Genomic DNA, 15,386 nt, shown 5'->3' with positions numbered 1-15,386 from the left:
TCATCACCCAAATTGTACAAATTTATACTACTTCCTCGTTTTAGGAGATTCGCATGGCAAGGACGGCCGCAGAGGTTTTGAAGTTGGTGAAAGACAATGAAGTCAAGTTTGTTGATTTCCGTTTTGCCGACACCCGGGGTAAAGAGCAGCACGTAACGGTTCCTGTTTCCCATTTCGACATCGACAAGTTTGAATCCGGTCACGCATTCGACGGTTCGTCGATCGCAGGCTGGAAGGGTATCGAAGCTTCGGACATGTTGCTGATCCCTGATCCAAATACTGCCAATATCGACCCGTTCATGGAAGAAACCACATTGTTCATGCAATGTGACGTGATCGAGCCATCCGACGGCAAGGGTTACGACCGTGACCCACGTTCCATCGCCAAGCGCGCTGAAGCGTACCTGAAGTCCTCGGGCCTGGGCGACACAGCCTACTTCGGTCCTGAGCCAGAATTCTTCATTTTCGACGGCGTGCGTTGGGGCGCGGACATGTCTGGTTCCTTCGTCAAGATCGAATCCGAAGAAGCATCGTGGAGCTCAGGCGCCAAGCTCGAAGGCGGCAACACCGGCCACCGTCCTGTCGTCAAGGGCGGCTACTTCCCAGTGCCACCAGTCGACAGCTTCCAGGACATGCGTTCGGAAATGTCCCTGATCCTCGAATCCCTGGGCATCCCTGTTGAAGTGCACCACCACGAAGTGGCCGGCGCAGGTCAAAACGAACTGGGCACCAAGTTCTCGACACTGGTTGAGCGCGCTGACTGGACACAGACACTGAAGTATGTGATCTGGAACGTTGCTCACACCTACGGCAAGACAGCGACCTTCATGCCTAAGCCACTGGTCGGCGACAACGGCTCCGGTATGCACGTTCACCAATCGGTCTGGAAAGACGGCAAGAACCTGTTCGCAGGTGACGGCTATGCTGGCCTGTCCGAATTCGCGCTGTTCTACATCGGCGGCATCATCAAGCACGCCAAGGCGCTGAACGCGATCACCAACCCAGGCACCAACTCGTACAAGCGTCTGGTTCCAGGCTTCGAAGCACCGGTCAAGCTGGCTTACTCGGCACGCAACCGTTCCGCATCGATCCGTATTCCACACGTTGCGAATCCTAAGGGCCGTCGCATCGAAACACGTTTCCCGGATCCACTGGCGAATCCATACCTGTGCTTCTCGGCTCTGCTGATGGCAGGGCTGGACGGTGTCCAGAACAAGATCCATCCAGGCGAAGCAGCTTCGAAGGATCTGTACCATCTGCCACCAGAAGAAGACAAGCTGATCCCGACAGTGTGCGCATCGCTGGAAGAAGCGCTGGACGCACTGAACAAGGATCGCGAGTTCCTGACACGCGGCGGCGTCTTCACCGACAGCATGATCGATGCTTATCTGGACCTGAAGGGCCAGGAAGTTCAACGCTATCGCATGACGACACACCCAATCGAATTCGACATGTACTACTCGCTGTAATCGTCGATTTTGTATTGATAAAAAAGGGAAGCTTGCTTCCCTTTTTTTATGCCTTATCGAGAACTTGGATGCGTTGTCATACACTAATCGCCATTTTCAATAAATGGATGCTGGCAAATGAAGTTTCTCGTAGCAGGAGCGCTATTGTGTGCGGCTTGTCTGAGCGATGCGCAGGCGCAAAATGATGTGTATGTTTGCACCGATGAAAACGGTACGAAAGAATACAAGAACACCGGGCTGACGAAAGGATGCCGCAAAGTCGAGTTGCCGGGACTGTCGGCCGCGCCGCAGCCAAAGCGGGCGGCGACGGCGGCCAATTCTCCCAAGGTCGACGCCGGTACGCAGAAGTCACGCGACAGCGATCGCAAACTGCTGCTGCAAGAAGAGTTGAATACGGAAGAGAGGAAGCTGGCAGGTTTGAAAGCTGACTTCAACAACGGCGAGCCGGAACGCCGCGGCGACGAGCGCAACTATGCCAAATATCAGGAGCGCGTCGCAGGCATGAAGGACGACATTGCACGCTCGGAACGCAATATCGCAGCCCTCAAACGGGAGCTTGCAAACGTGCATTAATTACTGCGTTCGTTAGTGTGTTCGTCAGGAATGCAGCGTTGTCGCAGGCTCGCCCAAATCTTGCTTAGCTGAAGGGATGCTGACAATCGTTCCTCGCGTATATCTGGTTCGATTGTTGGTTGCCTGTCACAGGCATTTCACAAGCATTTCACAAGTTTAACCGGAACGCATGAAAACAACGCTACCTTCACTGGATGGTCTCGATCTGCTGGCGTCAGCAGTCATCATCCTCGACGCTAACGGCGGCATTGTCTATGCCAACGCCGCTGCCGAAAATCTGCTGGAGAGCTCCTTCAAGGTGCTCTCGCAACAAAAGCTGAGCGAGCTTTTCCTCAATGGAAAAGAACTCGCCACGCTGTTCTATCAGGCCGTCGCTCATCAGTTTGCGGACAAGCGTCTGGACCTCGTTTTGGAGCGCATGGGACGCGAGCCGCTACAAGTCCATACGATTGTCACCGCGCTCGATAGTGCCGCCACTCCGGTTTTGCTGGAGCTGCGTGAAAACGTCCAGCAACTCAAGCTGGACAGGGAGGAACGCCTGCTCGACCAGAGCCAGGCCAATAAAGAACTCATCCGCAATCTCGCGCACGAAATCAAGAACCCGCTGGGCGGCATCCGTGGCGCGGCGCAGTTGCTGGAGCTGGAGTTGCCTGAGCGTCATCTGAAAGAGTTGCGCGAATATACCCAGGTCATCATCAAGGAAGCCGACCGCCTGCAAACGCTGGTGGACAGGCTGCTGGCGCCGCACAGGCGGCCGCATATCGTCGGCGACGTCAATATCCACGAAGTCTGCGAACGCGTGCGCAGCCTCATCCTTGCCGAGTTCCCGAATGGTCTGACCATCCGCCGCGATTATGACTTGTCGATCCCGGAGTTTCGCGGCGACAAGGAGCAACTGATCCAGGCCTTGCTCAACATCGTGCATAACGCCGCGCAGGCACTCGCCGATCGCATCCGCGCCGGTGACGCCGAACTGGTTTTGGCAACGCGAGTTGCGCGTCAAGTGACGCTGGCCAAGGTCCGTTACCGGCTGGCACTAGACTTGCATATCATCGACAATGGCCCCGGTATCTCACCAGACATCCAGGACCGTATTTTTTACCCGCTGGTTTCTGGGCGGGAAGGAGGTAGCGGTTTGGGACTGACGTTGGCGCAAACATTCGTACAGCAACATATGGGCGTTATCGAATGTGAAAGCCGGCCGGGATATACGGATTTCAGAATTTTGATCCCGCTTCCCTGATCACGATTTTTTATCGATCAGGAAAGTCGGGGACTGAAGCAAATGCAACACCGGCGCATGCCTTTGATGCTGTCTATTACACGCTACCAAAGCAGGAAAAGATAAGACTATGAAACCGATCTGGATTGTTGACGACGACGAATCGATACGCTGGGTATTGGAAAAAGCCCTCGCGCGAGAAAATCTCGCCACACAAAGTTTTTCCAGCGCGCGTGATGCGATGCAAGCATTGCAGACCGGCACGCCGCAAGTATTGGTTTCCGACATCCGCATGCCTGGCGCATCCGGTCTGGAACTGCTCCAGACCATCAAAGCCAAGCATCCCGGCATTCCGGTCATCATCATCACCGCCTTCTCGGATCTCGACTCGGCAGTGTCGGCCTTCCAGGGCGGCGCTTTCGAATATCTGGCCAAGCCTTTCGACGTCGACAAAGCAGTTGAGCTGATTCGTCGCGCGCTGGAAGAAAGCCTGCGAGAAACCGACGTCGAGCAATCCTCCGCCAACGCGCCGGAAATCCTCGGCCAGGCGCCGGCGATGCAAGACGTTTTCCGCGCCATCGGCCGCCTGTCGCAATCGAACGTGACCGTGCTGATCACCGGTGAATCCGGTTCCGGTAAAGAACTGGTCGCACGCGCTTTGCACAAGCACAGCCCGCGCGCGGCACAGCCTTTCGTCGCACTGAACACGGCGGCGATTCCGAAGGACTTGCTCGAGTCGGAATTGTTCGGTCATGAGCGCGGCGCCTTCACCGGTGCGCAAGCCATGCGCCGCGGCCGTTTCGAACAAGCCGAAGGCGGCACGTTGTTCCTCGATGAAATCGGCGACATGCCGCTTGATCTGCAAACGCGGTTGTTGCGAGTGCTGTCGGATGGACATTTTTATCGCGTCGGCGGCCATCAGTCCTTGAAGGCCAATGTGCGCGTCATCGCGGCGACCCACCAGAATCTGGAACATCGCGTGCGCGAAGGTTTGTTCCGCGAAGACTTGTATCACCGCCTCAATGTGATCCGTCTGCGCCTGCCCAGCCTGCGCGAACGCCGCGAAGACGTGCCGATTCTGGCGCGTCACTTCCTCACGCAAAGCGCGCGTCAGCTCGGCGTCGAAGCCAAGCGTCTGTCGCCGCAAGCGATGCAGTTCCTGTCGCAGCTTGAGTTGCCTGGCAACGTGCGTCAGCTGGAAAATCTCTGCAACTGGATCACCGTCATGGCGCCGGGTCAGACTGTTGAAGTCAAGGACCTGCCGCAAGATCTGATCGAAGAACGCAGCAGCAACTTCCAGCCGGTGTCGTCGCAAGCGGCATCGTCGTCGGCGCCGGCGGCAGAATCGCAAGGCGCTCCGGCTGCAAGTTTCGACGGCGACTTCGGCGGCGCCGATCGCAACTGGATCAGCCTGCTGGAAACTGAAGCGGCGCAAATGCTGGCCGAAGAACGTCCGGAAGTCATGGACATCCTCGGTCGCCAGTTTGAAGCTGCACTGATCAAGATCGCGCTCAAGCACACCCACGGTCGCAAGAACGACGCCGCCGTGCGTCTGGGCATCGGTCGCAATACGATCACGCGCAAGATTCAGGAGCTCGGTATTGGTGGTGCTGAAGACGACTGACGCACAGGTACAGGCACAAGCAAGTACAAGTTAAGGGAAGTGGGAGAGCAGTAGCAGTAGAGGGGTAGGGAAGCAAACATCGCCACGGATATGCCTCGCAAAGAATGCAAACCGCACGATGAACAATAAAATGAAAAGGGCCGGATTCGTTGATGAATCCGGCCCTTTTTTTACGTACGACTTTACTTACGTCCGGCCTGAGCCGGACGGAGCTGAAGATCAGCGCAGTTTCAACACATAGCGTGCCGATGCCGACGCGATGAAGCTCAACGCAGCGCCGAAGATCACGAAATAGCTGACCGACAGCTTGTTGCCGGTGGTCTGAATCAGCCAGGTAATGATCAGGCCGGCAAAACCGCCGAACAGCATCACAGCGATGTTGTAGCTCAGCGACATGCCTGTGCCGCGCGTCTGCACCGGGAAAATATCCGACAGCAATGCCGGCATCGATGCAAAGTACATGGTCATCAGAATGCCGATCACGATTTGCAGCAACAGCAGATTAATGAAGCTCGGCGAGCCGGTCAGGAACAGGAACATCGGATAGGTCAGTACAACGAAGGCCAGGCTGCTGGCGATCATGAACGGCGTGCGGCCATGTTTGTCCGACAGTTCGCCCACCAGCGGAGACGCCAGCATCATGATCAAGCCGGAGACCAGTGTTGCCGCGTACGACGACCATGCGGGCATGCCCAGTTGCTTGATGGCGTAGGTCGGCATGTACAGCGACAGATAGACCGACACGGTTGCCATGATCACGCTGCCGGTACCGATCAGCAGGCGCATCTTTTGAGTCGCGAAGGTGTCGCGCAGCGGTGTCTCGGTGCGTTCTGCTTCTGCGAACTCCGGCGACTCATCCAGGTGGCGACGGATGTAGAAACCGGCAGGGCCGATCAGCAGACCGAACAGGAAAGGCAAACGCCAGCCCCAGGAGTACAACTGTTCCGGTGTCAGCCAGCCGTTCAGGCCGGCGCCGAAAGCGGCTGCCATCAACAGGCTCAGACCCTGGCTGGCAACCTGCCAGCTGGAGAAGAAGCCGCGGCGATGCGGCGCGTGTTCGACCAGGAATGCGGTGGAACTGCCGAACTCGCCGCCTGCCGAAAAGCCCTGGATCAGGCGCGCCAGAACGATACCTGCCGGAGCCCACAGACCGATGCTGGAGTAGGTCGGCATGAATGCGATCATCGCAGTACCGATAGTCATCAGCACGATCGACAGCGACAAGGCTGCCTTGCGTCCGACACGGTCGGAATACGCACCGAGGATGACGGCGCCCAGCGGACGCATGAAGAACGACACACCGAAGGTCGCAAAGGTCACCAGCAGCGAGACCGTTTCATTGTCAGTCGGGAAAAACAGTTTGGCGATGACCACGGCAAACGCGCCGTAGATCAGGACGTCAAACCATTCCAGAGCATTGCCGATAGAAGACGAGATAACTGCTCGCCACGTTTGTGGATGAAGCTTGACTGACGCATCATTGCCGGTTGCTGCAGAACTCTTATTATTCATGCGTTCTCCCGTTGGTGAGTTTGTTGAGGTAAGTGTCGTGTAGTCACGGATTTGTCTGCCATGATTCCGATGAGTGGAATGCATAAAAACAATATGCGCAATATGCGCAATTCGCCGATGTCTATAGACAACCGACCGAGAATACGTGCAGGGGAGAGCGACTGTCAATCACGCATTTAGATCGTCGCATGATGCGATTCTTATTCTGCGGGAATGAGTGCGATTGGTCCTGTGGTTGATTCACCGGTGAATCAACAACGGGTCTCAAATGGCCGGCAATGCGATGTGCAACGTGCGCGTGAAATGCAAAACCGGGTTAAGTTTTTTCACCCAGTTTGCGCCATAAGGTGGTACGGCTGATGCCCAGATATTTTGCGGCTGCAGCACGATTGCCATCGAAGCGTGCAAGCACTTCTTGCAAAGACTCTTCCGCTTGCGCTGTACCGCTCGGTTTCGCCGCCGGCAATGTTGCAGTGCGCCTTGCCGATACGTCATCACTCGCGATTTCCGGCGCAGCGCGCGCGATCAGATTGGGCGTCAGGGCCTGCAAGGGTTCAGCCGCCAGGAACAGTGCCAGCCGTTCCATCATGTTGCGCAACTCGCGCACATTGCCGGGCCAGTCGTAGCGCGCCAGCAGCGGTGTGCAGCGCAAGATTTCAGCGTGCAGGTTGGCATGCGGGCGGATGTCCATCGCCGCCAGTGCATTCTTCAGGCACCACTCCGCCAGCGGCGCCAGATCGTCCGGACGCTCGCGCAGTGGCGGCAAGGTCATGCGCAGCACGCTCAGGCGATAGAACAGGTCAGCGCGGAATCGTCCTTCTTTTACGCGGCTGTCGAGGTCGCAATGCGTCGCGCTGATGATGCGTACGTTGACAGGGATCGGTCGCGTGCCACCGACGCGCACGACTTCACGTTCTTCCAGCACGCGCAGCAAACGTGTTTGCAAAGGCAAGGGCATCTCACCGATTTCATCAAGGAAGAGCGTGCCGCGATGGGCCGCTTCGAACAAGCCTGCGCGACCGCCCCGGCGCGATCCGGTGAAGGCGCCCTCTTCATAGCCGAACAGTTCCGACTCCAGCAGCGACTCCGCCAGCGCACCGCAATTGACCGCCACGAAAGGATGATGCGCCTGCACCTTGCCCTGCATCTGCGGATGGGCGCGATGGATGGCCTGCGCCGCCAGCTCCTTGCCGGTGCCGGTCTCTCCCTGGATCAACACAGTGGCCGGCGATTTGGCAAACAGCGTGATCGACTGGCGCACGGACTCCATCGCCGCCGAGTCGCCGCGCAAGTCGTTGAGGTGATGCCGGGCGCGCAAGGTATCGGCTACCGGTAAGGTACGTCCGCGCGTCGACTCCAGTTGCGTCAGGCGCGCCAGTTCCAGCGCATCGTCAAAAGCCTGGCGGATGCTGGCGGCGGAGTAGACGAAGATGCCGGTCAGTCCCGCTTCCTGCGCCAGACCTGTGATCAGGCCGGCGCCCACGATGGCCTTGATGCCGGCCGCTTTCAGTTCATTGATTTGCGAGCGCGCATCTTCTTCCGTGGCGTAGGTGCGCTGCACGATGTTCAGACCGAAGGTGCTCTGGAAATCGACCAGCGAGGGCATGGTTTCCTGATACGTGATCATGCCGATGTCGGGGGAAATCTTGCGCGCCTTCGCCAGCGCCTGCATCACGTCGAAGCCGCTGGCCTTGGCGATGATCACCGGTACCGACAAACGGCTCTTGAGATAGGCGCCGTTGGAGCCTGCCGCGATCACGGCATCGCAGTGTTCGGTGGCGAGGCGTTCGCGGATATGGCGCACCGCATCTTCAAAGCCCAGCGGGATCGGTTCGATGTCGGCGCGGTCATCGAACTCCAGCGTGATGTCGCGGAACAGTTCGACCAGACGCGACACGGAAACGGTCCAGATGACGGGCTTGTCGGTATTGTCTCTGGCGCCGATGGTGGGACGTTTCATGTTTCATCTTAAGTGTTTCATATGTTTCAAATGTAACACATTCATGCCCTGAGTATGGCCGTGAAAATTTCACGTTCTCCAGAGAAAAATGGCATAAGTCATTGATTTGACGCAGGCTTGCGCTGAAACATCGATTTCTTTTGCGTTGCAACATTCGATAGCGGCAGAGGTGGCATGCGCATTGCAATAAGCAGGGGCATCCATCCCGCTGAAACATGCGCGCCACTCAAATCAAAGGACGTCAAATGAATACTGCCTCCCAAACCACAAAACAAATCCTGCGCGATAAAGTCAATGCGCGCAAAGGCCTGCTGGTCCCCGGCGCTTTCAATGCCTTGTCGGCGCGCGTGATTGCCGATCTCGGCTTTGAAGCGCTGTATATCACCGGTGCCGGTGTCACCAATATGTATTTCGGCATGCCGGATCAGGGTTTCATCGGGCTCAACGAACTGGCTGATCACACTGCGCGCATTCGCGATGCCGTGGAAATTCCGCTGATCGTCGACGCCGACACCGGTTTCGGCAATGCGCTTAACGTACGTCACACCATCCGTACGCTGGAACGCGCCGGCGCCGATGCGGTGCAGCTGGAAGACCAGGTTTCGCCAAAGCGCTGCGGCCACTTCAGCGGCAAGGAAGTCATCTCCTGCGCTGAGATGGTGGGCAAGATCCACGCCGCCGTTGATGCCCGCAGCAATGACGGTATGCTGATCATGGCGCGTACCGATGCGCGCAGCGTCCATGGTTTTGAAGATGCGCTCGAACGCGCAGCCCGTTACAGCGAAGCCGGCGCCGACATCCTGTTTGTCGAAGCGACCGAAACCGCAGAAGAAATCCGCCGCCTGCCGCAAGCGCTCGACAAACCGCAACTGGTGAATCTGGTGATCGGCGGCAAAACGCCGATCTTCAACGCCGACGAACTGGGCGACCTCGGCTACGGCATCGTGCTGTACGCCAACGCCGCGCTGCAAGGCGCCGTGGCAGGGATGCAAAAGGCGCTGACCATTTTGCGCGATGCTCATCGTCTGGACGAAGACCCGAATTTCGTGACGCCGTTCGCCGAACGCCAGCGTCTGGTCAACAAACCGATGTTCGATCTGCTGGAAAAGAAATACGCCGACAAGTAAGTGAGAAATAGGCGAGCAATAAGCGGCATTTTCGCGGTCAACATCTTTCAGCATCCATATTCAAACAGCACCATCCCTACATCAGCAAGGAGATACGAATGAGCGAACCACAAGCACCGGCAACCGGCTTCAAACCGAAAAAATCCGTCGCCCTGTCCGGCGTCACCGCAGGCAATACCGCACTGTGCACCGTCGGCAAGACCGGCAACGATCTGCACTATCGCGGCTATGACATCCTCGACGTCGCCGATAGCTGCGAGTTCGAAGAAATCGCTCACTTGCTGGTGCACGGCAAGCTGCCGACCGCCGCCGAACTGAAAGCCTACAAGGCCAAACTGAAAGCGCTGCGCGGTTTGCCTGCCAACGTCAAGGCTGCACTGGAATGGCTGCCGGCGGCATCGCATCCTATGGACGTGATGCGTACCGGTGTGTCCGCTCTGGGCTGTGTGCTGCCGGAAAAAGACGACCACAACACGCCGGGCGCGCGCGACATCGCCGACCGCCTGATGGCCTCGCTGGGTTCGATGCTGCTCTACTGGTATCACTACAGCCACAACGGCAATCGTATCGAAGTGGAAACCGACGATGAATCCATCGGCGGCCACTTCCTGCATCTGCTGCATGGCGAAAAGCCGTCCGAGCTGTGGGAAAAAGCCATGCACACTTCGCTGATCCTGTACGCCGAACACGAATTCAATGCTTCCACCTTTGCCAGCCGCGTCATCGCCGGCACCGGCTCCGACATGTACTCGGCCATCACCGGCGGCATCGGTGCATTGCGCGGTCCCAAGCATGGCGGCGCCAATGAAGTCGCGTTTGAAATCCAGAAGCGTTACGACAATCCGGACGAAGCGGAAGCCGACATCAAGCGCCGCGTCGAGAACAAGGAAGTCGTGATCGGTTTCGGCCATCCGGTCTACACGATCTCGGATCCGCGCAACAAGGTGATCAAGGAAGTCGCGCGCAAACTGTCCAAGGATGCCGGCTCGGTCAAGATGTTCGACATCGCCGAGCGTCTGGAAACCGTCATGTGGGACATCAAGAAAATGTTCCCCAACCTCGACTGGTTCTCGGCTGTGTCGTACCACATGATGGGCGTGCCGACAGCGATGTTCACGCCGTTGTTCGTGATTGCACGTACATCGGGCTGGGCGGCGCATATCATCGAGCAACGCATCGACAACAAGATCATTCGTCCATCGGCCAACTATGTCGGTCCGGAAGATCTGAAGTTTGTGCCGATCAGCAAGCGCAAATAAACAAGCAGTACATCAAGCAACACACTACGCAACATCTGCAGCCTGCCGCACGAATATGAAATGGCGCGCAGGCTGCCACTCTTACCTAAAGTTTTTCACGGGACCGAGCCATGAATACCGCAAACCGCAAACCTTTACCTGGCACCAAGCTGGATTACTTCGACGCCCGTGCCGCGGTGGAATCCATCAAGCCAGGCGCCTGGAACACGCTTCCTTATACCTCGCGCGTGCACGCAGAAAATCTGGTGCGCCGCTGCGATCCGACCATCCTCGTCGATTGCCTGAAGCAGATCATCGAATGCAAGCGCGAACTCGACTTCCCCTGGTTTCCCGCCCGCGTGGTGTGCCACGACATTCTCGGCCAGACCGCGCTGGTTGATCTCGCCGGCCTGCGCGACGCGATTGCCGATCAGGGCGGCGACCCGGCCAAGGTGAATCCGGTGGTGCCGGTGCAACTGATCGTCGATCACTCGCTGGCAGTGGAGTGCGGCGGCTTCGATCCGCAGGCGTTCGAAAAGAATCGCGCCATCGAAGATCGCCGCAACGAAGACCGCTTCCATTTCATCAACTGGACCAAGAAGGCGTTTGAAAACATCAACGTCATCCAGCCCGGCAACGGCATCATGCACCAGATCAATCTGGAAAAAATGTCGCCGGTCATTCATAACGACAACGGTCTGGCCTATCCGGACACCTGCGTCGGCACCGACAGCCACACGCCGCACGTCGATGCGCTGGGTGTGATCGCCGTCGGCGTCGGCGGCCTGGAAGCCGAGAACGTCATGCTCGGCCGCGCATCGTGGATGCGCCTGCCGGAAATCATCGGCGTCGAATTGTCCGGCAAGCCGCAGCCCGGCATCACCGCCACCGACGTGGTGTTGTCGCTGACCGAGTTCCTGCGCAAGGAAAAAGTGGTCGGCGCTTATCTGGAATTCCGCGGCGAGGGCGCTTCCGCACTGACGCTGGGCGATCGCGCCACGATCTCCAACATGGCGCCGGAGTATGGCGCGACTGCCGCGATGTTCTTCATCGATCAGCAAACCATCGACTACCTCAAGCTGACCGGCCGCGAAGACGAGCAGGTCAAGCTGGTGGAAATCTACGCCAAGGAAGCCGGACTGTGGGCCGACAGCCTGGCGTCAGCACAATACGAGCGCACGCTGAAGTTCGATCTGTCGACTGTGGTTCGCACGCTGGCCGGTCCGTCCAATCCGCATCGCCGCTTGCCGGTGTCGGCGCTGGCCGAACGCGGCATCGCCGTCGATCTCGACAAGGCGCAAGCGCAGGAGGCCGAAGGCCTGATGCCTGACGGCGCCGTCATCATCGCCGCCATCACCAGCTGCACCAATACCAGCAATCCGCGCAACGTGATTGCCGCCGCGCTGTTGGCGCGCAACGCCAACAAGCTGGGCCTGACCCGCAAGCCCTGGGTCAAGTCCTCGCTGGCGCCCGGTTCCAAGACTGTCGAGCTGTATCTGGATGAAGCCGGCCTGACCAGCGAACTGGAAAAGCTGGGCTTCGGCATCGTCGCCTTTGCCTGCACTACCTGCAACGGCATGTCGGGCGCGCTCGATCCGATCATTCAGAAAGAAATCGTCGACCGCGATCTGTACACAACCGCTGTGCTGTCCGGCAACCGCAACTTTGACGGCCGCATCCATCCTTACGCCAAACAAGCTTTCCTGGCGTCGCCGCCGCTGGTGGTGGCCTACGCGATCGCCGGCACCATCCGCTTCGACATCGAAAAGGATGTGCTGGCCGTGGTCGACGGCAAGGAAATCCGCCTCAAGGATATCTGGCCGACTGATGAAGAGATCGATGCCGTAGTCAAGTCTTCGGTCAAGCCGCAGCAGTTCCGCAATGTCTATACCCCGATGTTCGCCGTGCAGGCCGACAACGGCGAGAAGGTCAGCCCGCTGTATGACTGGCGTCCTATGAGCACTTACATCCGCCGTCCGCCCTACTGGGAAGGCGCGCTGGCCGGCGAACGCACCATGACCGGCATGCGCGCGCTGGCAGTGCTGCCGGACAACATCACCACCGATCACCTGTCGCCGTCCAATGCCATCCTGGCCGATTCCGCCGCCGGCGAATACCTGACCAAGATGGGCTTGCCGGAAGAAGACTTCAATTCCTACGCCACCCATCGCGGCGATCATCTGACGGCACTGCGCGCCACCTTCGCCAACCCGCAACTGGTCAACGAAATGGCAGTGGTCAACGGCGAAGTCAAGAAGGGCTCGCTGGCCCGCCTCGAACCGGAAGGCCAGGTCATGCGCATGTGGGAAGCCATCGAAACCTACCTCAACCGCAAGCAGCCGCTGATCATCGTTGCCGGGGCCGATTACGGCCAGGGTTCATCGCGCGACTGGGCAGCCAAGGGGGTGCGTCTGGCCGGTGTGGAGGTGATTGCTGCCGAAGGCTTCGAACGCATCCACCGCACCAACCTGATCGGCATGGGCGTGTTGCCGCTGGAGTTCAAACCGGGCGTGACGCGCAAGACGCTGGGCATCGACGGCACCGAAACTTTCGACGTGACCGGCAAGCGTACGCCGCGTGCCGATCTGACGCTGGTGATCACACGCAAGAACGGCGAGCGCGTCGAAGTGCCGATGACGTGCCGTCTCGATACGGCAGAAGAAGTGTCGATTTATGAAGCAGGCGGCGTGCTCCAACGTTTCGCACAGGACTTTCTGGCGTCGACGGTGAAGGCAGCCTGAAGCCTCCGCTCAATTGAACAGGACACATGCATATGAACCACGTACCGCAAATCAAAATCCCCGCCACCTACATCCGTGGCGGCACCAGCAAAGGCGTGTTCTTCCGCCTGCAGGACTTGCCGGCATCCGCACAGCAGCCGGGCGCCGCGCGCGACGCCTTGCTGATGCGCGTCATCGGTAGCCCCGATCCTTACGGCAAGCAGATCGACGGCATGGGCGGCGCCACCTCCAGCACCAGCAAAACCGTCATCCTGTCCAAGTCCAGCCGTCCCGGTCACGATGTGGATTATCTGTTCGGCCAGGTCGCGATCGACAGCGCTTTTGTCGACTGGAGCGGCAACTGCGGCAACCTGTCCGCAGCAGTCGGCCCGTTCGCCATCAGCAACGGCCTGATCGATCCCGACCGTGTGCCGATCAACGGCACTTGCATCGTGCGCATCTGGCAAGCCAATATCAGCAAGACCATCATCGCCCACGTGACCATCACCGACGGTCAGGTGCAGGAGACCGGCGACTTCGAACTCGACGGCGTGACTTTTCCGGCGGCGGAAGTGCAGCTTGAATTCCTCGATCCGGCGGATGAGGGTGAGGGCGATGCGGGCGGCTCCATGTTCCCGACCGGCAATCTGGTTGACGACCTGGAAGTGCCGGGCGTCGGCACCTTCAAGGCGACCATGATCAACGCCGGCATCCCGGCGATCTTCCTGAATGCGGAAGACATCGGCTACACCGGCGCCGAGCTGCAGGACGCCATCAACAGCGATCCCAAAGCGCTGGCGATGTTCGAGACCATTCGTGCCCACGGCGCGGTGCGCATGGGCCTGATCAAGCACATCGATGAAGCCGCCAAGCGGCAGCACACGCCCAAGGTCGCCTTCGTCGCCAAGCCGCGCGACTATGTCGCCTCCAGCGGCAAGAAGGTCGCTACGGGCGATGTTGACCTGCTGGTGCGCGCGATGTCCATGGGCAAGCTGCACCACGCCATGATGGGCACGGCGGCAGTGGCCATCGGGACGGCTGCGGCGGTCCCCGGCACGCTGGTCAATCTGGCTGCGGGCGGCGGTGAGCGTACTGCAGTGCGTTTCGGTCATCCGTCCGGTACCTTGCGTGTCGGCGCCGAAGCGAAGCTGATCGACGGCGAGTGGAGCGTCACCAAAGCCATCATGAGCCGCAGCGCACGCGTGTTGATGGAAGGCTGGGTGCGCGTTCCCGGCGATTCGTTCTGAGCAGGGCAATTGCGGGAAAGCATGTTGCGATGCAGTGGCGGGAAAGCGGAATAAGGGAACACGGGAACGAAAGTTGGTAAGATGCCGTCCACATTCTCTTTTTCCCCTGCACTGGATCAAAACATGACTTTCTTGCAACGCGCTTCCGTACTGACTCTGTCCATCCTGCTGGCTGCCTGCGCATCTGAAAATGTGCCGCTGACCGAAACCAAACCGGTGCCGGCTCCGCTGCAGCCGGTTGCAGCAGCCGTAAATCCTGCTTGGGCCGGACGATTGGCGACAGGCTCTTTTTCCTGCGAAATGGGCAATAAGGTCGAAGTCAAAGTTGACGCTTCCAACAACGTGAGCCTGGTATGGAAGGGCAGCACCTACAAGATGACGCCGGTATCGACCTCCACCGGAGCGCTGCGTTTTGAAGACAAGGGCGATGGTCTGGTCTGGATTCAGATTCCGTCCAAATCGATGTTGCTGAATTCGAAGATCGGCCAGCAATTGGCGAACGACTGCAAGACGCGTTGATCGTTTGTTCGACACCGGTTGCTTGTCCAAGTGCAGGTAATTCGCGTGTCATCCGATGATGAAAAAAGGATGCTCGCGCATCCTTTTTTTTCGTCTCAAAAAAACCATTTGAAGTCGCTGGCGGCAATAAGAGAAGCGCGTGAATTAGATACAAATTAAGCTGGGCGTAAGCAAG

Annotated in this window: 11 protein-coding genes; 9 read left to right on the top strand and 2 right to left on the bottom strand. The window is 58.5% G+C overall.

Translation table 11 applies throughout. The features are described 5' to 3' along the window. Positions 1 to 53: 53 nt before the first annotated feature. From glnA to ntrC, 4 genes are all read left to right on the top strand, one after another. Positions 54 to 1,469, top strand: coding sequence for a type I glutamate--ammonia ligase (glnA, locus tag AC1RN6_RS01345; protein ID WP_007880082.1), 1,416 nt, complete (start codon positions 54 to 56; stop codon positions 1,467 to 1,469). Between the two features lie 117 nt (positions 1,470 to 1,586). Then, the gene (locus AC1RN6_RS01340) at positions 1,587 to 2,042 is read left to right on the top strand and encodes a DUF4124 domain-containing protein (RefSeq protein WP_493002492.1); all 456 of its coding nucleotides are present in this window, start codon (positions 1,587 to 1,589) and stop codon (positions 2,040 to 2,042) included. A gap of 169 nt (positions 2,043 to 2,211) precedes the next feature. Next, positions 2,212 to 3,285 carry a nitrogen regulation protein NR(II) gene (gene glnL / locus AC1RN6_RS01335; RefSeq protein WP_094564514.1) on the top strand — a complete coding sequence of 358 codons (1,074 nt, stop codon included), beginning with the start codon at positions 2,212 to 2,214 and terminating at the stop codon, positions 3,283 to 3,285. Between the two features lie 109 nt (positions 3,286 to 3,394). Continuing rightward, complete coding sequence (gene ntrC / locus AC1RN6_RS01330; RefSeq protein WP_493002490.1) at positions 3,395 to 4,888, top strand: nitrogen regulation protein NR(I); 1,494 nt, start codon at positions 3,395 to 3,397, stop codon at positions 4,886 to 4,888. Between the two features lie 219 nt (positions 4,889 to 5,107). Here the strand turns inward: ntrC and AC1RN6_RS01325 are convergent, their stop codons facing one another. Together AC1RN6_RS01325 and prpR are read right to left on the bottom strand one after the other, a co-directional pair. After that, positions 5,108 to 6,400 (bottom strand): MFS transporter, encoded by a 1,293-nt coding sequence (locus AC1RN6_RS01325; protein ID WP_493002488.1) that lies wholly within the window; start codon positions 6,398 to 6,400, stop codon positions 5,108 to 5,110. 316 nt (positions 6,401 to 6,716) lie between these two features. Continuing rightward, entirely contained in the window at positions 6,717 to 8,360 is a 1,644-nt protein-coding gene (gene prpR / locus AC1RN6_RS01320; RefSeq protein WP_493002486.1) for a propionate catabolism operon regulatory protein PrpR, read from the bottom strand. Positions 8,361 to 8,605: 245 nt separating this feature from the next. Here prpR and AC1RN6_RS01315 point away from each other — a divergent pair, with 245 nt between their 5' ends. From AC1RN6_RS01315 to AC1RN6_RS01295, 5 genes are all read left to right on the top strand, one after another. After that, the gene (locus tag AC1RN6_RS01315) at positions 8,606 to 9,487 is read left to right on the top strand and encodes an isocitrate lyase/PEP mutase family protein (RefSeq protein ID WP_493002484.1); all 882 of its coding nucleotides are present in this window, start codon (positions 8,606 to 8,608) and stop codon (positions 9,485 to 9,487) included. 98 nt (positions 9,488 to 9,585) lie between these two features. Then, a complete protein-coding gene (gene prpC / locus AC1RN6_RS01310; protein ID WP_493002482.1) occupies positions 9,586 to 10,746 on the top strand; it encodes a bifunctional 2-methylcitrate synthase/citrate synthase in 1,161 nt (386 codons plus the stop codon). A 110-nt stretch (positions 10,747 to 10,856) separates the two neighbouring features. Continuing rightward, complete coding sequence (gene acnD / locus AC1RN6_RS01305; protein WP_493002480.1) at positions 10,857 to 13,466, top strand: Fe/S-dependent 2-methylisocitrate dehydratase AcnD; 2,610 nt, start codon at positions 10,857 to 10,859, stop codon at positions 13,464 to 13,466. Positions 13,467 to 13,498: 32 nt separating this feature from the next. Then, positions 13,499 to 14,692, top strand: coding sequence for a 2-methylaconitate cis-trans isomerase PrpF (gene prpF / locus AC1RN6_RS01300; protein WP_493002479.1), 1,194 nt, complete (start codon positions 13,499 to 13,501; stop codon positions 14,690 to 14,692). Between the two features lie 123 nt (positions 14,693 to 14,815). Next, complete coding sequence (locus AC1RN6_RS01295; RefSeq protein WP_493002477.1) at positions 14,816 to 15,211, top strand: hypothetical protein; 396 nt, start codon at positions 14,816 to 14,818, stop codon at positions 15,209 to 15,211. Positions 15,212 to 15,386: the final 175 nt, after the last annotated feature.

It is taken from the genome of Herbaspirillum sp. GW822-FHT03A08, assembly GCF_058801885.1.
Note: the sequence above shows the minus strand (reverse complement) of the source record. Positions and strands in the feature narration are given on the sequence as shown.

What these genes read in the sequence shown, in the direction of transcription:
- glnA (WP_007880082.1), top strand. Translation starts at nt 54, where the DNA reads ATGGCAAGGACGGCCGCAGAGGTTTTGAAGTTGGTGAAAGACAATGAA.
- AC1RN6_RS01340 (WP_493002492.1), top strand. Translation starts at nt 1,587, where the DNA reads ATGAAGTTTCTCGTAGCAGGAGCGCTATTGTGTGCGGCTTGTCTGAGC.
- glnL (WP_094564514.1), top strand. Translation starts at nt 2,212, where the DNA reads ATGAAAACAACGCTACCTTCACTGGATGGTCTCGATCTGCTGGCGTCA.
- ntrC (WP_493002490.1), top strand. Translation starts at nt 3,395, where the DNA reads ATGAAACCGATCTGGATTGTTGACGACGACGAATCGATACGCTGGGTA.
- AC1RN6_RS01325 (WP_493002488.1), bottom strand. Translation starts at nt 6,400, where the DNA reads ATGAATAATAAGAGTTCTGCAGCAACCGGCAATGATGCGTCAGTCAAG.
- prpR (WP_493002486.1), bottom strand. Translation starts at nt 8,360, where the DNA reads ATGAAACGTCCCACCATCGGCGCCAGAGACAATACCGACAAGCCCGTC.
- AC1RN6_RS01315 (WP_493002484.1), top strand. Translation starts at nt 8,606, where the DNA reads ATGAATACTGCCTCCCAAACCACAAAACAAATCCTGCGCGATAAAGTC.
- prpC (WP_493002482.1), top strand. Translation starts at nt 9,586, where the DNA reads ATGAGCGAACCACAAGCACCGGCAACCGGCTTCAAACCGAAAAAATCC.
- acnD (WP_493002480.1), top strand. Translation starts at nt 10,857, where the DNA reads ATGAATACCGCAAACCGCAAACCTTTACCTGGCACCAAGCTGGATTAC.
- prpF (WP_493002479.1), top strand. Translation starts at nt 13,499, where the DNA reads ATGAACCACGTACCGCAAATCAAAATCCCCGCCACCTACATCCGTGGC.
- AC1RN6_RS01295 (WP_493002477.1), top strand. Translation starts at nt 14,816, where the DNA reads ATGACTTTCTTGCAACGCGCTTCCGTACTGACTCTGTCCATCCTGCTG.